16 protein-coding genes are annotated in these 14708 nt (G+C 38.3%); 11 read left to right on the forward strand and 5 right to left on the reverse strand.

The genetic code is table 11. The features are described from left to right. Window positions 1-11: 11 nt before the first annotated feature. The 8 genes from AC27JP_RS14825 (at window position 12) to AC27JP_RS14860 (ending at window position 8997) form a co-directional block, all read left to right on the forward strand. A complete protein-coding gene (locus AC27JP_RS14825; protein WP_487116424.1) occupies window positions 12-3485 on the forward strand; it encodes a hypothetical protein in 3474 nt (1157 codons plus the stop codon). Between the two features lie 37 nt (window positions 3486-3522). After that, window positions 3523-4410 (forward strand): glycoside hydrolase family 17 protein, encoded by an 888-nt coding sequence (locus tag AC27JP_RS14830; RefSeq protein ID WP_487116426.1) that lies wholly within the window; start codon window positions 3523-3525, stop codon window positions 4408-4410. A gap of 75 nt (window positions 4411-4485) precedes the next feature. Then, a complete protein-coding gene (locus AC27JP_RS14835; RefSeq protein ID WP_487116428.1) occupies window positions 4486-5412 on the forward strand; it encodes a glycoside hydrolase family 17 protein in 927 nt (308 codons plus the stop codon). 135 nt (window positions 5413-5547) lie between these two features. Further along, window positions 5548-6723 carry a sensor histidine kinase gene (locus tag AC27JP_RS14840; RefSeq protein ID WP_487116430.1) on the forward strand — a complete coding sequence of 392 codons (1176 nt, stop codon included), beginning with the start codon at window positions 5548-5550 and terminating at the stop codon, window positions 6721-6723. A gap of 11 nt (window positions 6724-6734) precedes the next feature. Continuing rightward, window positions 6735-7565, forward strand: coding sequence for a LytR/AlgR family response regulator transcription factor (locus AC27JP_RS14845; RefSeq protein ID WP_487116432.1), 831 nt, complete (start codon window positions 6735-6737; stop codon window positions 7563-7565). A gap of 56 nt (window positions 7566-7621) precedes the next feature. Beyond that, on the forward strand, window positions 7622-7972 hold the full coding sequence (locus AC27JP_RS14850) for a hypothetical protein (protein WP_487116434.1): 351 nt from the start codon (window positions 7622-7624) through the stop codon (window positions 7970-7972). Between the two features lie 79 nt (window positions 7973-8051). Then, on the forward strand, window positions 8052-8654 hold the full coding sequence (locus tag AC27JP_RS14855) for a GNAT family N-acetyltransferase (protein WP_487116436.1): 603 nt from the start codon (window positions 8052-8054) through the stop codon (window positions 8652-8654). 37 nt (window positions 8655-8691) lie between these two features. Beyond that, window positions 8692-8997: a DUF3465 domain-containing protein gene (locus tag AC27JP_RS14860; protein ID WP_487116438.1), complete on the forward strand. Its 306-nt coding sequence runs from the start codon at window positions 8692-8694 to the stop codon at window positions 8995-8997. Window positions 8998-9113: 116 nt separating this feature from the next. Here AC27JP_RS14860 and fur read toward each other — a convergent pair whose 3' ends face one another. Next, window positions 9114-9557 carry a ferric iron uptake transcriptional regulator gene (fur, locus tag AC27JP_RS14865; protein ID WP_487116440.1) on the reverse strand — a complete coding sequence of 148 codons (444 nt, stop codon included), beginning with the start codon at window positions 9555-9557 and terminating at the stop codon, window positions 9114-9116. Window positions 9558-9772: 215 nt separating this feature from the next. Here fur and AC27JP_RS14870 point away from each other — a divergent pair, with 215 nt between their 5' ends. The 3 genes from AC27JP_RS14870 (at window position 9773) to AC27JP_RS14880 (ending at window position 12515) form a co-directional block, all read left to right on the forward strand. After that, window positions 9773-10228 (forward strand): DUF4442 domain-containing protein, encoded by a 456-nt coding sequence (locus tag AC27JP_RS14870; protein WP_487116442.1) that lies wholly within the window; start codon window positions 9773-9775, stop codon window positions 10226-10228. Window positions 10229-10322: 94 nt separating this feature from the next. Then, window positions 10323-11930, forward strand: coding sequence for a methyl-accepting chemotaxis protein (locus AC27JP_RS14875; RefSeq protein WP_487116444.1), 1608 nt, complete (start codon window positions 10323-10325; stop codon window positions 11928-11930). A gap of 141 nt (window positions 11931-12071) precedes the next feature. Then, window positions 12072-12515: a GNAT family N-acetyltransferase gene (locus tag AC27JP_RS14880; protein WP_487116446.1), complete on the forward strand. Its 444-nt coding sequence runs from the start codon at window positions 12072-12074 to the stop codon at window positions 12513-12515. Between the two features lie 95 nt (window positions 12516-12610). On the opposite strand, the gene AC27JP_RS14885 is transcribed toward AC27JP_RS14880, so the two are convergent. The 4 genes from AC27JP_RS14885 to AC27JP_RS14900 all read right to left on the reverse strand — a co-directional run bounded on the left by AC27JP_RS14885 (window position 12611) and on the right by AC27JP_RS14900 (window position 14590). After that, window positions 12611-13057, reverse strand: a complete 447-nt coding sequence (locus AC27JP_RS14885; protein ID WP_487116448.1) for a hypothetical protein — start codon at window positions 13055-13057, stop codon at window positions 12611-12613. 461 nt (window positions 13058-13518) lie between these two features. Further along, window positions 13519-14046, reverse strand: coding sequence for a flavodoxin FldA (gene fldA / locus AC27JP_RS14890; RefSeq protein ID WP_487116450.1), 528 nt, complete (start codon window positions 14044-14046; stop codon window positions 13519-13521). A gap of 22 nt (window positions 14047-14068) precedes the next feature. Next, entirely contained in the window at window positions 14069-14356 is a 288-nt protein-coding gene (ybfE, locus tag AC27JP_RS14895; RefSeq protein ID WP_487116452.1) for a LexA regulated protein, read from the reverse strand. Between the two features lie 12 nt (window positions 14357-14368). Continuing rightward, a complete protein-coding gene (locus tag AC27JP_RS14900; protein ID WP_487116454.1) occupies window positions 14369-14590 on the reverse strand; it encodes a DUF2788 domain-containing protein in 222 nt (73 codons plus the stop codon). Between the last annotated feature and the right edge of the window lie 118 nt (window positions 14591-14708).

A 14708-nucleotide genomic window follows, 5' to 3' on the forward strand; every position in this document is an offset into this window, starting at 1 on the left:
CGAGATTTATTATGAATATTTATATTGAAAAGGCCAAACTCATGAATACGGAAGCCAGAGGTAATTTCGTAACTATCGCAGATGAGCGTTTTTATCGTATTGAAAATGCTGATCAAATACCGGCATTTTTTATCAGCGTTGTTTCTAATAGTGATCATTGGCTATTTGCTTCCTCTACGGGGGGAATTACCGCAGGGCGCGTTTCACCTGAAACGGCACTATTTCCCTATGTTACCGTTGACAAAATTCATGAAAGTTCACTTCATACTGGCCCAAAAACCTTAGTGAGAATTGAAAATGGCTATGGCTATCAGCACTGGGAACCTTTTAACTTAGAGCATGACGGTCGCTATCGACTGACTCGTAATTTGTATAAAAATATCTTGGGCAATAAGTTGTGCTTTGAGGAAGTTAATCATGAGCTCGGTTTGAGCTTTCGTTATACCTGGATGACAAGTGAAAAGTATGGCTTTGTTCGCCAATGCCAACTACAAAACTTATCTGACAAATTGCAAACGATCGAATTAATTGATGGCCTGCAAAATATATTACCTGCCGGTACGCCCCGTTTTACTCAAACTAATTCAAGTAACTTGGTTGATGCGTATAAATGGAGTGAGCTCGAACAAAATACCGGGCTAGCATTCTTCATACTTTATTCGGGGATCACCGATCGCGCAGAGCCATGTGAATCTTTGTTAGCTAATACGGTTTTTAGCTTAGGTCTCGACAATAAACAAATTTTGCTTTCGTCAGAGCAATTAACAGCATTTAAACGCGGCCAAATGATTCAGCAAGAAAACCACAAACGCGGTATTCGCGGAGCCTATTTATTGCATAGTTTTGTTTCTCTTGATGCAAAAGAAACAAAAGCCTGGAACATTGTTGCCAATGTTGAACAAACGCAGCAACAATGTGTGGCTTTGTCTGAGCAGTTAAGTAATGAAGAGCGATTAAGCAAAGATATATATCAATCGATAGAGTATGGCAGTGACGAACTTGAACGCATTATGGCGGGCGGTGATGGCTTACAATCAACCGCGCAAGAACAAGTGAGTGTGCATCATTACGCCAATGTACTATTTAATATACTGCGTGGCGGTGCGTTTGATGACCAATATCAAATATCAGGACAAGACTTTGCCAAAACAATCGCTTTGTTTAATTCGACGGTATTTAAAAAGCATCAAGCATTTTTACAACAATTGCCAGAAAGGCAAAATTATCAGCTACTTCAACAGCAGGTAAAGCAACAAAATGATGCTCAGCTTGAGCGATTATGTGGTGAATATTTGCCTATTACTTTTGGTCGACGTCATGGCGATCCAAGTCGACCGTGGAATCAATTTGCCATTAATTTAGTCGATGAAAATAATAAACGTTTGTTGTCTTATCAAGGCAATTGGCGAGATATTTTTCAAAACTGGGAGGCACTCACCTTTAGCTACCCAGAGTTCATTGAAAATATTATCGCGAAGTTTGTCAATGCATCAACAATGGATGGCTACAACCCATACCGAATAACTAAGCAAGGTATTGATTGGGAAGTAGAAGATGAAGATGACCCTTGGAGTTATATTGGTTATTGGGGGGATCATCAAATAATTTACTTGCAAAAAATGCTAGAATTATCGGCTCAGTTTCATCCTGAGCAGTTGGGTGAATTGTTGCGTAAACCGGTTTTTAGTTATGCTAATGTTCCTTATCGCATCAAGCCCTTTAATGAGATCGTTGAAAACGCAAAAAGCACCGTGCTTTATGATCAAGCATCTGCCGACAAAATAGAGCGGCGTGTTGCAGCACTTGGTGCTGATGGTAAATTAATTCTGAATGCGGAGTCAGAGGTTTACCAAGTTAATTTACTTGAAAAATTACTGGTTCCTTTATTAGCTAAACTCGGTAACTTTGTGCCTGATGGCGGAATTTGGTTAAACACCCAAAGACCTGAGTGGAACGATGCTAATAACGCCATAGTTGGCCAAGGACTGTCTGTAGTTACGCTTTACTATTTACGACGTTATATTTGTTTTTTACAAAAGCTATTAGCAGATGAGAACGCCTCATTCGCACTTTCGATTGAGGTTTCAACCTGGCTCGACGGAACAGCTAAAGCATTAGCAATTTTAAAGGAAAAAATAGCTGATGATAGTTTTGATGCGCAAGCACGCTTCCAAAGTGTTGCAGCACTAGGGCAAGCGGCAAGCCAATATCGAGAAACTGTTTATCGCCAAGAGTCATTTGCAAGTAAAGTTGTGCAAACAATTCCTTCTATTCAATTACTCTTAGCGGATGCTATGGTGGCTATTGAGCGCACCATTGAAATTAATCAAAGGCCCGATAGTTTATACCAAGCATACAATTTGTTAGCGATAAAAACGGATGAGAAGCAGCAACTAAGCGCAACCATTGCCGAATTATATCCAATGCTGGAAGGGCAAGTCTCAGCGCTAAGTTCAGGGGCACTCAATGTCGAGCAAACATTAAAAACCTTACAAGCTTTGTTTGCTAGTGATGTTTATCGTAAAGATCAACAAAGCTTTATGCTTTACCCTGACCGGAAATTACCTAGCTTTTTAGAAAAAAATGTTATCGCAAAAAGTGCTGCCAATGCTATTACACTTGTTAAGCAACTATTAGCAGATAAAAATGACCAAATCCTTTCATATGATAAAAACGGGGTCTTACGCTTTAACTGCGCCATTAGCAATGTTGGTGATTTAACCGCACAGCTTGCCCAATTACCGCAAAGGTATAGCGATCTGGTTAGTAAAGATCAGATTGAAGTAATGGCTTTATATGAAAAAGTTTTTAATCATCAGGCTTTTACCGGTCGTTCTGGGGGCATGTTTGGTTTTGAAGGATTAGGCTGTATCTATTGGCATATGGTATCAAAACTCTTACTTGCGGTTGCTGAAAATTATTACTTAGCCATAGAAAATAATGTTTCTGTCGAGCAATGCCAACAAATAGCCAGTTATTATTATCAGATCCGTGATGGCATAGGTTTTAATAAAACGCCAAAAGAATATGGTGCATTTCCTTGCGACCCTTATTCCCATACCCCTAAACATGCGGGTGCTCAGCAACCCGGGATGACAGGACAAGTTAAAGAAGAAATATTAACTCGTTTTGCTGAACTCGGTATTCGAGTAAAAGCAGGGCAAGCCGCTTTTTTGCCAAATTTATTGCGTGAAGATGAATTTAACGTTGAATCGAGCCAGTTCCGTTACTTAGATGTTGATAATCAGTGGCAGGTTATCGAAACCCCAAGTGACGGTTTAGCCTTTACTTGGTGCCAAGTGCCAATTATTTATCAGTTAGCTGACACAATTGAAACGACATTACGTATTATTTTTCGTGATGGTCGAGAGAAACTAGTTGAGAAAGCAGAACTCACAACGCAACAAAGTCGCAGTATCTTTCAACGCAATGGTGAAATTAAACAATTGCAATTAATGATCAACCCGAAACACTTGTCAGCTTAAATACAGGCTTAAGCAGTGGCAAAAATTGGAGATAAAAGTGTCGAGTAAATATAATAAATACATGTCGTTAGCCGGAATTAATTTTTCAAATTATTCCGCTGAAAAATTACGCAGCTTAGCGGCTGGCATATTGTCTGAAAAAATCCATGGCATTTCTTTTAGCCCTTATATTGAAGGGCAAGGGCCTGGCACAGAAATAAGTGAACAACAAATTCAGCAGCGTTTGTCGCTTATTGAATCAAATACTCAATGGATTCGCTCATTTTCTTGTACTGAGGGTAATGAGAGTATTGCCAAAGTTGCAAAGCAAAGGGGCCTTAATACACTTATTGGTGTTTGGCTTGATGATGATCTTGAAAATAATGAGAAAGAACTTGCGAATGCCATTGAAGTTGCCAAACAAGGTCATGTTGATATTTTGGCTGTTGGCAATGAAGTACTACTTCGTGGTGATTTAACCGAAGCACAGTTAATTAACTATATATACCGCGCCAAACAAGCCTTACCGAATATCGAAGTGGGCTATGTTGATGCTTATTTTGAATTTGAAGACTACCCAAACGTTGCTGATGCATGCGATGTTATTCTCGCCAACTGTTACCCTTTTTGGGAAGGTTGTCCGGCAGACTACTCCTTATTATACATGAAAGATATGTACCGCCGAGCGGTAAAAGCAGGCAAGGGTAAACGCGTGATCATCACTGAAACCGGTTGGCCAAATCAAGGAACCTCTGAGCGTGGCGCTATTCCATCATTTGATAATGCCATTAAATATTTTATCAATACCTATTTATGGGCAGAAGAAGAAGGTATAGAAGTGTTCTATTTTTCGTCTTTTGACGAAAGCTGGAAAATTGCTGATGAGGGAGATGTTGGCGCATATTGGGGGCTTTGGGATAAACATGGGCAACTAAAGTATGTCTAAGTTGAAGATTAAAATTATCTATATATATAAATCATGGTGTGAATAATTTCACATATAATAAATGAGAATAAAAAAATGATGTTGAAACACGCAAATGCAATTTGCTATTCCGGTTATCGTGAAGGCCAGTGTCCAAGGGCTGGCGTTTACCCAAGTTATCAGCAAGTTAAAGAAGATTTATTGCTGTTGGCTGACGATTGGCAATTATTAAGGTTATATGATTGTGGTCCCCACGCTGAATTGGTTTTAAGCGTTATTGAGCAAGAACAGTTAAGCTTTAACATTATGCTAGGTGCTGATATTGGCGCTGAGGTTTCAAACCCTAATTGCCCTTGGGGCGCTGAATTTTCAGAGCAAAAGCTAAGAGAAAATAGCTTGGGCAACGAGCAACAAATTGAAAAACTAATCGAATTTGCTAATAAATATCCAAATATTATCTCTTCTGTTTCTATCGGTAATGAAGCGAGCGTTGATTGGACGGATCATTTAGTACCTGTTGAGCGTTTAATTTACTATGTTAAAAAAATTAAGGCGGTGATTGCACAGCCGGTGACCTTTTGTGAAAATTACGTGCCGTGGACAACTAAGTTGGCGCCACTAGTGGCAGAGCTTGATTTTATTTCTATTCATACTTATCCCGCGTGGGAGTATCAATCATTAGAGTCGGCTTTGGCATACACCAAAGAAAACTATTATTCGGTTGCTAATGCTTATCCTGATAAACAGACCGTGATTACAGAAGCAGGCTGGACAACGCAATCAAATGGTCGAGGTATAGAAACTTGGAATGCAAGTGAAGAACACCAAGCTCAGTATTACCAAGAACTTATGGCGTGGACAAATCAAGAACAAATTTTAACTTTTATTTTTGAAGCGTTTGATGAGCCTTGGAAGGGCTCAGATCATCCACAAGAGCCTGAAAAGCACTGGGGCTTATATTTTGAAAATAGGCAACCTAAAAAAGTACTACAAAATCAGTACGACCGTAAAAAACTAGCCTAGTTATAGGGCATTATATTGTTTGCTCAACTTACCATATGCGGTGAGTTGGGCCGTGTGTGCGATAATATGGACGCACTAGCTGGCCGAACTAGCTTGTTAATAGTAAGATAAAGTATTGACCTAGTAGGAAAATACATGTCGAAATCTTCGGAAATGCCACTACTTAGCCGCATTGCGATGCAAGTAAGTCAGAATGCAAAATACCAGTTTTGGGCCCTGCAGACCGGCTTTTGGCTTTTTATCGGTATTGTCAGTTTATTTACCCTTACCTTATGGTATGGGCAAATAAACCTTCTTCATATTGCGCATACCTTTCTTCAATCTGCTTTGGGATTATTGTTTTCATTACCGCTATTTTGGCTATTAATGAAAATATGGCATATGCCGTTAATGATACGAGCCATTGCTAGTATTGGCTTGGCACTTGTCGTTTCCTTGGTTTGGACCTTAGCTCGCCTTGCGGCATACATTCAAATGACTGGGTTTGAAAAGCTCTGGGGAGATTTGGGCGGTTGGTATTTTGGTAGCATATTCATTTACTTATGCTGGACAGGACTATTTCATGGTATCCGTTACTATCAACTCCTCCAACATGAACATCGCATCATGCTAAAGGCAGAAAGTGAAGCGCGAGGTGAACAATTAAAGCGCTTACAAGCACAGGCTGTTGCTCGTGATGCAAAAATAAAAATGTTGCGGTATCAGCTTAATCCACACTTTCTTTGTAATACCCTAAATGCAGTTAACTCACTTATTGAAGCAAAAGAATCTGAAAAAGCGCAAAAAATGACCGTACAATTGAGTAAGTTTTTACGCTATTCACTCGATAATAACCCAGACACTAAAATAACGTTAGCACATGAAATTAATGCCCTAAACCTTTATTTAGAGATAGAGAAAACTCGTTTTGGCGAGCGTTTAAAGCTGGACTTTTCTGTCGATGAGCAAGCACAAAGTGCTTATATTCCAAGCTTACTGCTACAGCCTATTATTGAAAACTCAATGAAGCATGTTATCGCACAAAATGAAAATGGCGGTACCATAAGCCTTAATGCCTATGTTAAAGAGTACTGGTTAGTGATTGAATTAAGTGATACTGGAAGCGGCGCTAGTTTCGAACAGGGAAAAATTAAGCGTTCCAATGGCCGAGGTATTGGCTTGAGAAATATTGATGAACGATTAAAAGTACTATATCGTGATAACTATATCTTTGATTTAAATATTATGCCGTCGGGTGGTTTGAAAACGACGATCAAAATTCCATTCGAGCCAATAATAATTAGCAATAACCGTAATAATTCTATCGGTTAAGAGTTGTATTTATGAATAAATTACGCACTATTTTGGTTGATGATGAACCTCTCGCTTTAAGTTTATTGCGCTCTAAACTCGCCGATGTTGCTGAGGTAGAGATTATTGCTGAATGCAAAAATGGTCGGGAAGCAATAGAAAAAACCTTAGAACTTGGCCCAGATTTAATTTTCCTTGATATTCAAATGCCAGGCATTGACGGTTTTGGTGTGATTAAAAAGTTACAAAATGAAGTCGTACCATTGATAGTTTTTACAACCGCTTTTGAACAATATGCTTTAGATGCTTTTGATGTTCATGCGGTTGATTACATTTTAAAGCCTGTAGACAATGAAAGAATTCAAAGAGCTGTTAGCAGGGCGATAAAATTACAACAAAATGGTATTGAGGCCGGCAATAAGCCGCAAATCATTAATGCCATTCATAGCATGAATCAGCAGGCTAATTCAGAGTATGGCTTGAATGCAAACCTAACCGAGTCACAAGCACAAAGCTTGCAAGAAAGAAATGTTGATAAAAAAATTGTCGTTCGAGATCGTGATGATATCACCTTACTTAAGCAGGCTGATATTGAATGGATAGATGCTGCTGGTGATTATGTTTGCTTGCACGTTGATGGTGTAACTCATATCAAACGCAGTACGTTAAAATGCTTGCTAGCGGATCTTGACCCGAGCATTTTTAAACGTGTTCATCGTTCAACAATTGTTAATTTGAACTATATTCAAAAAGTAATCCCGCATACGAAGGGTGAGTTTTTCCTTAAACTGGGGGAATATGATCAAGTTAAAGTTAGTCGTAATTATCGAGATGTTATCAAACGTTTTTTGTCTGACGAATAATGACTTTATTCATCATAGTGTTACTATCAAATAATTTCTCCGATAAGGAATAACGGATGGCACTTAAGTTAGTGGTGCATCGATTGATTTTTTTAAAGCCGCTGCTAAACCTTACCTGTATCAGTTGCCTAGGCTTTATTGTTTTTCTCTTTCTTTTTTCAACTATTGCCATGCAAAATCAATATGCTTTACCGAGTTTAATACTTGCGGCTTGGAGTATGTTATTTAGTGCTTTGCTTGGTTTGCTAGTCAATTCACCCGAAAAAAATCAAGGCAAAAAAAGCTGGTTGGCAAATGTTCGCTATAAGTTGGCGAAGGGCTTGTTTTCATTGACCGTAGTGCTATTTTTTTTGATGACCTTAGCTTTGCTTTATGTCACGGTTAAATTGTTAGGTATTTGGCTTTAATTCTGAAATTTTACACTTTAAATAGGACAATGAAATGGCTTAGAGTAGTGCCTAATTGCCATTTAAAAAAGGATTATCAATGAGCGTTCAATTAGCTTTTTCTGATATTGAATTATCAGCAAATACTGTGACTTTAGTACCATTACAGGAAAGTCATGCTGATGAGTTAGTCGCGTTAGCGGCTGCACATAACATGTTTTCAATCTGGTTTTCTCAAGTACCGAGCAAAGACACCATTGTTGATTATATGTCGGTAGCGATGGAGCAAAAAAATACCGGTAGTGCGCTGCCGTTTGCGGTTATTGAAAATAAGACCGGAAAATTAGTTGGCACAACACGTTATTGTCATGCTGATTTTACCCATCGCCGCTTTGAAATTGGTTACACCTGGTATGGCGAAGTATATCAACGCACGGCAGTTAATACTGAGTGTAAATTATTACTTTTAGGATATGCCTTTGAAAGTCTCAATGCCATCGCGGTTGAGTTTAGAACTCATTGGCATAATCACAAATCTCGTGCCGCTATTGCAAGGCTTGGCGCCAAACAAGACGGCGTGCTGCGCAATCATAGCATTCATCCTAGTGGTGAGTTGCGCGACACAGTAGTGTTTTCAATTATTAGTAGCGAGTGGCCGGTGGTTAAAAAGTCGCTAATTTATAAACAGCAACAATATCGGTAAATTGATAGCTGATCCTACTTTGATAGCGAATTTTTATATGACGATTAAATATTTGCATGGCAAGGGCATTGTTGAAAAAATTTTTGCTGATGACAATAAAGGTAGTCGTCATCAAAAGTTCACCGTTAAATTAACAGATAATAAGTCTGTTTTAGTGGTTCACAATATTGATGTTTGTAAGCGTATTAATGCTCTAAAGTTAGGTGATGTAGTGGAATTTTATGGTGTTTACCAATGGAATCGCTTTGGTGGTTTAGTGCACTGGACCCATAAGCCCAAATCATCAGCGCAAGACGAACATAAAGCCGGTTGGATAAAGCATCATGGCGTGCTTTATCAATAGCGTTGCTGTAGCATTTTGCTTATCCCGAGTTCAGGTTAACTACTTATGAAAAAGCCCCAGTTAAATTAATAACTAGGGCTTCAATCTATTCCTGCTGCGGGCGGTAAACTCAGTATTTAAAACTGTGACTTACGGTATTTTTCACACGCTTCTTCGTCTTCACATTCGCCGTATAAATATAAGCTGTGGTTGGTGAGCTTAATTTTATGTAACTTGGCAATATCTTCTTGGCGTTGTTCGATAACATCATCTTCAAATTCAACAACTTTGCCACAATTAAGGCAAACCAAATGATCGTGATGTTTTTTATGACTCAATTCAAATACCGATTTACCACCTTCAAAATGGTGGCGTGTAACAATACCCGCATCATCAAATTGGTTTAAAACACGGTAAACGGTCGCTAAGCCAATCTCTTCATGTTGCTCTAATAAAATCTTATAAACATCTTCAGCGCTGATGTGTTGGTTATTCGGATCTTGTAAAATCGCCAATATTTTAATGCGTGGCAGAGTAATTTTTAATCCGGCTCTTTTTAATTCTTCATTTTGTTCAGGCATTAATTTAAATCTCTGTATTGGGCTTTCAATTTATGGAAAATTATAGGGTGTTATGACCGAGGTTGAAAGCGATAGTTGCAATTGATTCTGAATTTTACTGGTTTTATTACCTTAGATGGTAATAATAACTGTGCTGGTCTGATGAGTTTGCTAGTATAAACACACACTGTGTCTATGGGTACTCATTTTTTTAATTGACGTTTATAAAGGTTTTTATGTTTAAAAAAGCTTGGCTATTGAAATTATTACTAAATATTTGGCCGCCATTTCGGTTTAGTGGCATTAAAGTGAACAATCTTTCCGCTGATTTTCGTTCGGCACAAGTGCGCTTAAAGCTGAATTTTCTTAATAGAAATGCTGTTGGAGTACATTTTGGAGGTTCGTTATTTGCGATGACAGATCCTTTTTACATGCTAATGTTGTTAGCATGCTTAGGGGATGAATATATTGTTTGGGATAAATCGGCTGATATCGATTTTATCAAACCAGGAAGAGGAATTGTAACAGCTGACTTCCTAATTACTGATGCCTTAATTACAGATATTCTGGCTCATACCGCGCATGGTGAAAAGTACTTACCTGAATTACCTGTTTATGTTAAAAACGCACAAGGTGAAGTCGTGGCAAAATTAAATCGAAAATTGTATATTCGCAAAAAGAAATCTGCTTAATTGTTGAAATAGAACAAAGATTAATATTGTTTTATTTATTAATCAGGCAATTTTTCATATACTCGTTTTTTACCTTAATCAGGACGATAGCCGTATGTTCGTACAATTATCTTTAGCAAAAAAAATTAATGTCTTTCTCGTACTTTTTGCCATTATTTTTCTAAGCACCACAGTGATATTTTTCTGGTTTGATGAAAAAGCCTTAAGTGAAAAATTTGTAAAACATAATCTTGAGAATCTCGCACTAAATTATTTTGACTCAGTTAATACCATGATGTTAACGGGCACGGCGGCAAATCGAAAAATTGCTCAACAAAAAGCCTTAAGTCAAGAAGAGATAGTCGAAGCGCGTATCATCCGAGCACCAGCATTAAATAAAACGTTTGGTAACGGCTTTGATGACCAAGCAGCGAACAATGACTTTGAGCGCAGCGGTTTGTCAGGAAATAAAGAATTTAAGCATATAGTGCAAGACGGCAAAAATATGATGACCTTCATTATGCCTATCCATGCGAAAAGCGATTACCGTGGCACTAACTGCTTAACTTGCCATCAAGTGCCTGAAAATGAAATTCTTGGCGCGGTAAAGATTACTTATGACTTAACCACAGTAGATAAGGAAATTAATGAATCAATTTTGCAAGCGGGCATACTGCAATTAATTATCACCGTTATCTGTTTTGGCTTATTAAGTTTTATGTTTAGCAAACTGGTTATTTCACGTTTGCGTCGTTTAAAACGTACCATCAACGATGTTGAAGCTAACTTAGATTTAAATAAAACCATTAAGGTAAATTATGATGATGAGCTAGGAGCGGTTAGCATTGCCTTAAATAGTATGATGGACAAATTCAAAGTCAGCTTTCTTTCTTTTTCTAGTGCCACAGAGCAGCTAATTGGCTCTGCTAAAAATGTAGATGAAATTTCTACCTTAACTCGTGAAGCTGTGCTTAGTCAGAAAAATGGTACTGACTCGGTTGCCGCCGCTATTAATGAGCTGGATGCTTCGGCTGATGAAGTGCAAAGTAACACTACTCTGGCCGCTGAGAAGTCAGTGCATGCTAGCGAGAGTGCTTCACAAGGTTTAGAGCTAGTCGATAGTGCAAAAGCCGGCATCAACCAATTGCGTGATCAGGTTGTTGAAAACACCTCAATGATCACTGAATTAAGCAATAAAACTAATGAAGTGGGCAGTGTGCTTGAAGTTATCACAGGTATTGCCGAGCAAACGAATTTACTGGCACTTAATGCCGCAATTGAAGCAGCACGTGCCGGTGAACAAGGTCGCGGCTTTGCTGTTGTTGCTGATGAAGTGCGAAGCTTAGCGACTCGTACACGTGAATCTATTGATCAAATTCAAAGCACTATTGGGAGCTTACAAGTTGATGCTAAACAAGCGGTAACCTCGATGAATGAGGTAAGCGAGCAAGCTAGCGCTAAAGCACAAGATGTTACTGACGTTGCCAGTTTACTTGAAGGTATCGCAAGCCAAATACGTGAACTTGACGAACTCAATTGCCAAATTTCTGATGCTGCGAAACAGCAAAATATTGCTGCCGATGAAATTAATAAAAATGTCGTTGATATTAGCAACGTTGCTGAGCAGTCGAGTGAAGACGCCATTAAAGGCAAGCAAATCAGTGAAGAGCTTTTGGAGTTGGCTTACGAGTTAAATAGTCAGCTATCTAAATTTAAACTCTAAAATTTAAGTTTAATTGGATACTAAAAAGGTCATGTGAATCGCATGGCCTTTTTTTATATTAAAATGAATGAGAAACTAGCGCTAAAGTTATGAACCTTGAATATTAACTGACTAATATAATTAGAGATATTTCGAACAGATATGATAAATAACAATGGTTACTGGATTAAATATGCAGCTCCCTCTGCCGCAGACTTTATTGCACTTAGAGCGTCGATAGGTTGGGGAAAAACAGGTGTTGATATGGTTACCGCCAGTTTAGCTAATTCATTATTTCATGTGACGATTTACCAGAAAAATAAAGCAAAAGACGCAGATGAATTAGTTGGCATGGGCCGCGTTGTTGGAGATGGTGCCATGTACTTTTACATACAAGATGTTGTTGTCGCTGCGAATGTCCAAGGCCAAGGTATTGGTAAATTGTTGATGACAGAGATAGAAGCTTATTTGGCACAAGCTGCCAAGAAGGGGGCGACCATAGGGTTATTAGCCGCTAAAAATAAGGAAGCCTTCTACCGTCGTTTTGGCTATTTGCAAAGGCCAAGTGAGTCTTTGGGCAATGGCATGTGTAAGTTTATTAATTAGAGTCATTTATGACTTTTATGATTTGTCACAAGGTTACATTACCGTGAAGAAAATAGTGAAGTGTCGAAAATATCTTTTTCATCGCATTGGCAATGCTATAAGTTGGAAAATACCCAACTAACTATCCAGAATAAAACAAACGGCAGCGAAAAATAGATCATCGAGCCCGTATACGAGTCGCTATCACTATTGTATTTTCCAGTTTTAGAAATGCGAGCGAGTGCAGAAATGGCGCTTACCAAGAAAAAGTAAGGGATGAAAAAAGTTCGTTCGAAGATAAAATTCGGTAAATTCCATCTTTTTAGGGTAAGTTCAAAGCCAGCCGCCGAAAAGTAAGATAAATACAGCGAGTAAAAAAATGCTAAAAAAGAAACCAGCGCAATAATTCTAAACAGCAATTTCGTTTGATTATTTTCTTTTTCAACTTCTAGCTGTCTTTTAGCTTGCTCTGCCGTGTGTTTGGCAACAGGGCAGCCACAATTTGGGCATACTTCTGCACTGCTGGACACTTCCTTTTTACAATCGTAGCAATTTATCAGCATATTGACTCCTCGATGTATTCTTAAAACGTAGCATAGATATTAGGGAGTGGTGCTCTTTTCTGTATTAAATTTATTGGCGTGAAGCGCTTTTTATTTTGGTGTGAGCAATATGCCTAGTTAACCTGAGCTCGGGATAAGCAAATGCTACAGCAGTACTATTAAAGTCCATTTCTACATGTTCAAGTTGCCAATAACTCGTTATTGGCAACACTTAAACGCCTTGAATTAGACGTAAATGCCACCACTGTCGGTTATGTAGCAATGTTTTGAAATGGTTATGTTTTTATTCTCATTACCCCGAATTCAGGTTAGTTCCTTGATGCAAGGCGTCGACAAATTTAACTGTAATGGTAGTTAAGAAGGTTAAACGTTTTAAACATTTGAATTTTAAAAATTTAGGCACAAAAAAGCCAGCTAACTGCTGGCTTATTTAATCATGCTATCGTTTGATTAGCGATAAATTAGTCTTCTAATTCTGCTAAGCAAAGTTCGTCATAAATTTGTTTAACCCAAGCATCAACTCGCGCTTCGGTTAATTCTGGTTGACGGTCTTCATCAACACATAAACCAATAAACGTATTTTCATCGATTAAGGCTTTTGATGCTTCAAACTCATAACCTTCTGTTGACCAGTTACCAACAACAATAGCGCCTTTTGATTCTACGATATCGCGTAAAGGCTCCATTGCATCACAGAAGTACTCAGCGTAATCTTCTTGGTCGCCTAAGCCAAAAATTGCCACTAATTTATCAGTGAAATCAATTTCTTCCAGTTCTGGTAGAAAGTCATCCCAGTCACATTGGTTTTCACCGTAGTACCAAGTTGGAATACCTAAGATCAATAAATCAAATTCTGCGATTTCTTCTTTGGTACTTTTGGCGATATCTTTAACATCGACAAGCTTTTTACCCAATTTCTTTTGGATCATTTTGCCTACGGCTTCGGTGTTTCCTGTGTCACTTCCGAAAAATAAACCTACAATTGCCATGAATCTAACCTTTTATATCTAACTAAACTTTAAAATCCTTGGTATCAAGCGCTTGAATTAATAGCGTTTCTATTAACTCACCGCGGCTTACACCTTTATCTTTTGCTAAAGCGTCTAAACGTTCAAATACATCTTGGTGTAATTTAAACTCTACGCGCTTTAGGCCATTGTTCTTATCACGCTTAACTTGATTGCGTTTGTTAATTTTAACTTGCACGCTGCGTGAGTGGGGATTCGTTTTTGGTCGCCCCGGACGCTTTTCATTGCTAAATAAGTCAATGGTGGTTAAATCTGCTACTTCTTTTGCCATCTTATTACTTACTTATCCAACACCTTGGCTTTCCCAAACAAACTGAATTACGCCTTTGGCGATAAATCCAGCACATCCTAAAAATAATACAAAATAAACAACCATCTTCCCCATTTTTGGGACATTGTTTTTCTTCATTACATCATGGATTGATAACCCAATGAAAATAAAGATAAAAGCAAAAAATAAATTTAGCCCTATGGCTTCAACTAATTCAAAGTGTTCTGCTAACATAATCAACCCTAAAATTTTCAGGGCGCACTATAGCATACCGTTGCTTTTAAACACATTAATTTTGTATCTCAGGGCACTAATTTGTTTGCTATTTCGCTTCTAATAGACTGTGTACAAA

It is taken from the genome of Colwellia sp. SU-HH01172 (genome assembly GCF_057553355.1).

Bases quoted from the DNA above. Each gene is read 5' to 3' on its own strand.
- AC27JP_RS14840 (WP_487116430.1), top strand. From the start codon at position 5,548: ATGTCGAAATCTTCGGAAATGCCACTACTTAGCCGCATTGCGATGCAA.
- AC27JP_RS14870 (WP_487116442.1), top strand. From the start codon at position 9,773: ATGTTTAAAAAAGCTTGGCTATTGAAATTATTACTAAATATTTGGCCG.
- AC27JP_RS14825 (WP_487116424.1), top strand. From the start codon at position 12: ATGAATATTTATATTGAAAAGGCCAAACTCATGAATACGGAAGCCAGA.
- AC27JP_RS14885 (WP_487116448.1), bottom strand. From the start codon at position 13,057: ATGCTGATAAATTGCTACGATTGTAAAAAGGAAGTGTCCAGCAGTGCA.
- fur (WP_487116440.1), bottom strand. From the start codon at position 9,557: ATGCCTGAACAAAATGAAGAATTAAAAAGAGCCGGATTAAAAATTACT.
- AC27JP_RS14855 (WP_487116436.1), top strand. From the start codon at position 8,052: ATGAGCGTTCAATTAGCTTTTTCTGATATTGAATTATCAGCAAATACT.
- ybfE (WP_487116452.1), bottom strand. From the start codon at position 14,356: ATGGCAAAAGAAGTAGCAGATTTAACCACCATTGACTTATTTAGCAAT.
- AC27JP_RS14875 (WP_487116444.1), top strand. From the start codon at position 10,323: ATGTTCGTACAATTATCTTTAGCAAAAAAAATTAATGTCTTTCTCGTA.
- AC27JP_RS14900 (WP_487116454.1), bottom strand. From the start codon at position 14,590: ATGTTAGCAGAACACTTTGAATTAGTTGAAGCCATAGGGCTAAATTTA.
- AC27JP_RS14860 (WP_487116438.1), top strand. From the start codon at position 8,692: ATGACGATTAAATATTTGCATGGCAAGGGCATTGTTGAAAAAATTTTT.
- AC27JP_RS14835 (WP_487116428.1), top strand. From the start codon at position 4,486: ATGATGTTGAAACACGCAAATGCAATTTGCTATTCCGGTTATCGTGAA.
- fldA (WP_487116450.1), bottom strand. From the start codon at position 14,046: ATGGCAATTGTAGGTTTATTTTTCGGAAGTGACACAGGAAACACCGAA.
- AC27JP_RS14845 (WP_487116432.1), top strand. From the start codon at position 6,735: ATGAATAAATTACGCACTATTTTGGTTGATGATGAACCTCTCGCTTTA.
- AC27JP_RS14850 (WP_487116434.1), top strand. From the start codon at position 7,622: ATGGCACTTAAGTTAGTGGTGCATCGATTGATTTTTTTAAAGCCGCTG.
- AC27JP_RS14880 (WP_487116446.1), top strand. From the start codon at position 12,072: ATGATAAATAACAATGGTTACTGGATTAAATATGCAGCTCCCTCTGCC.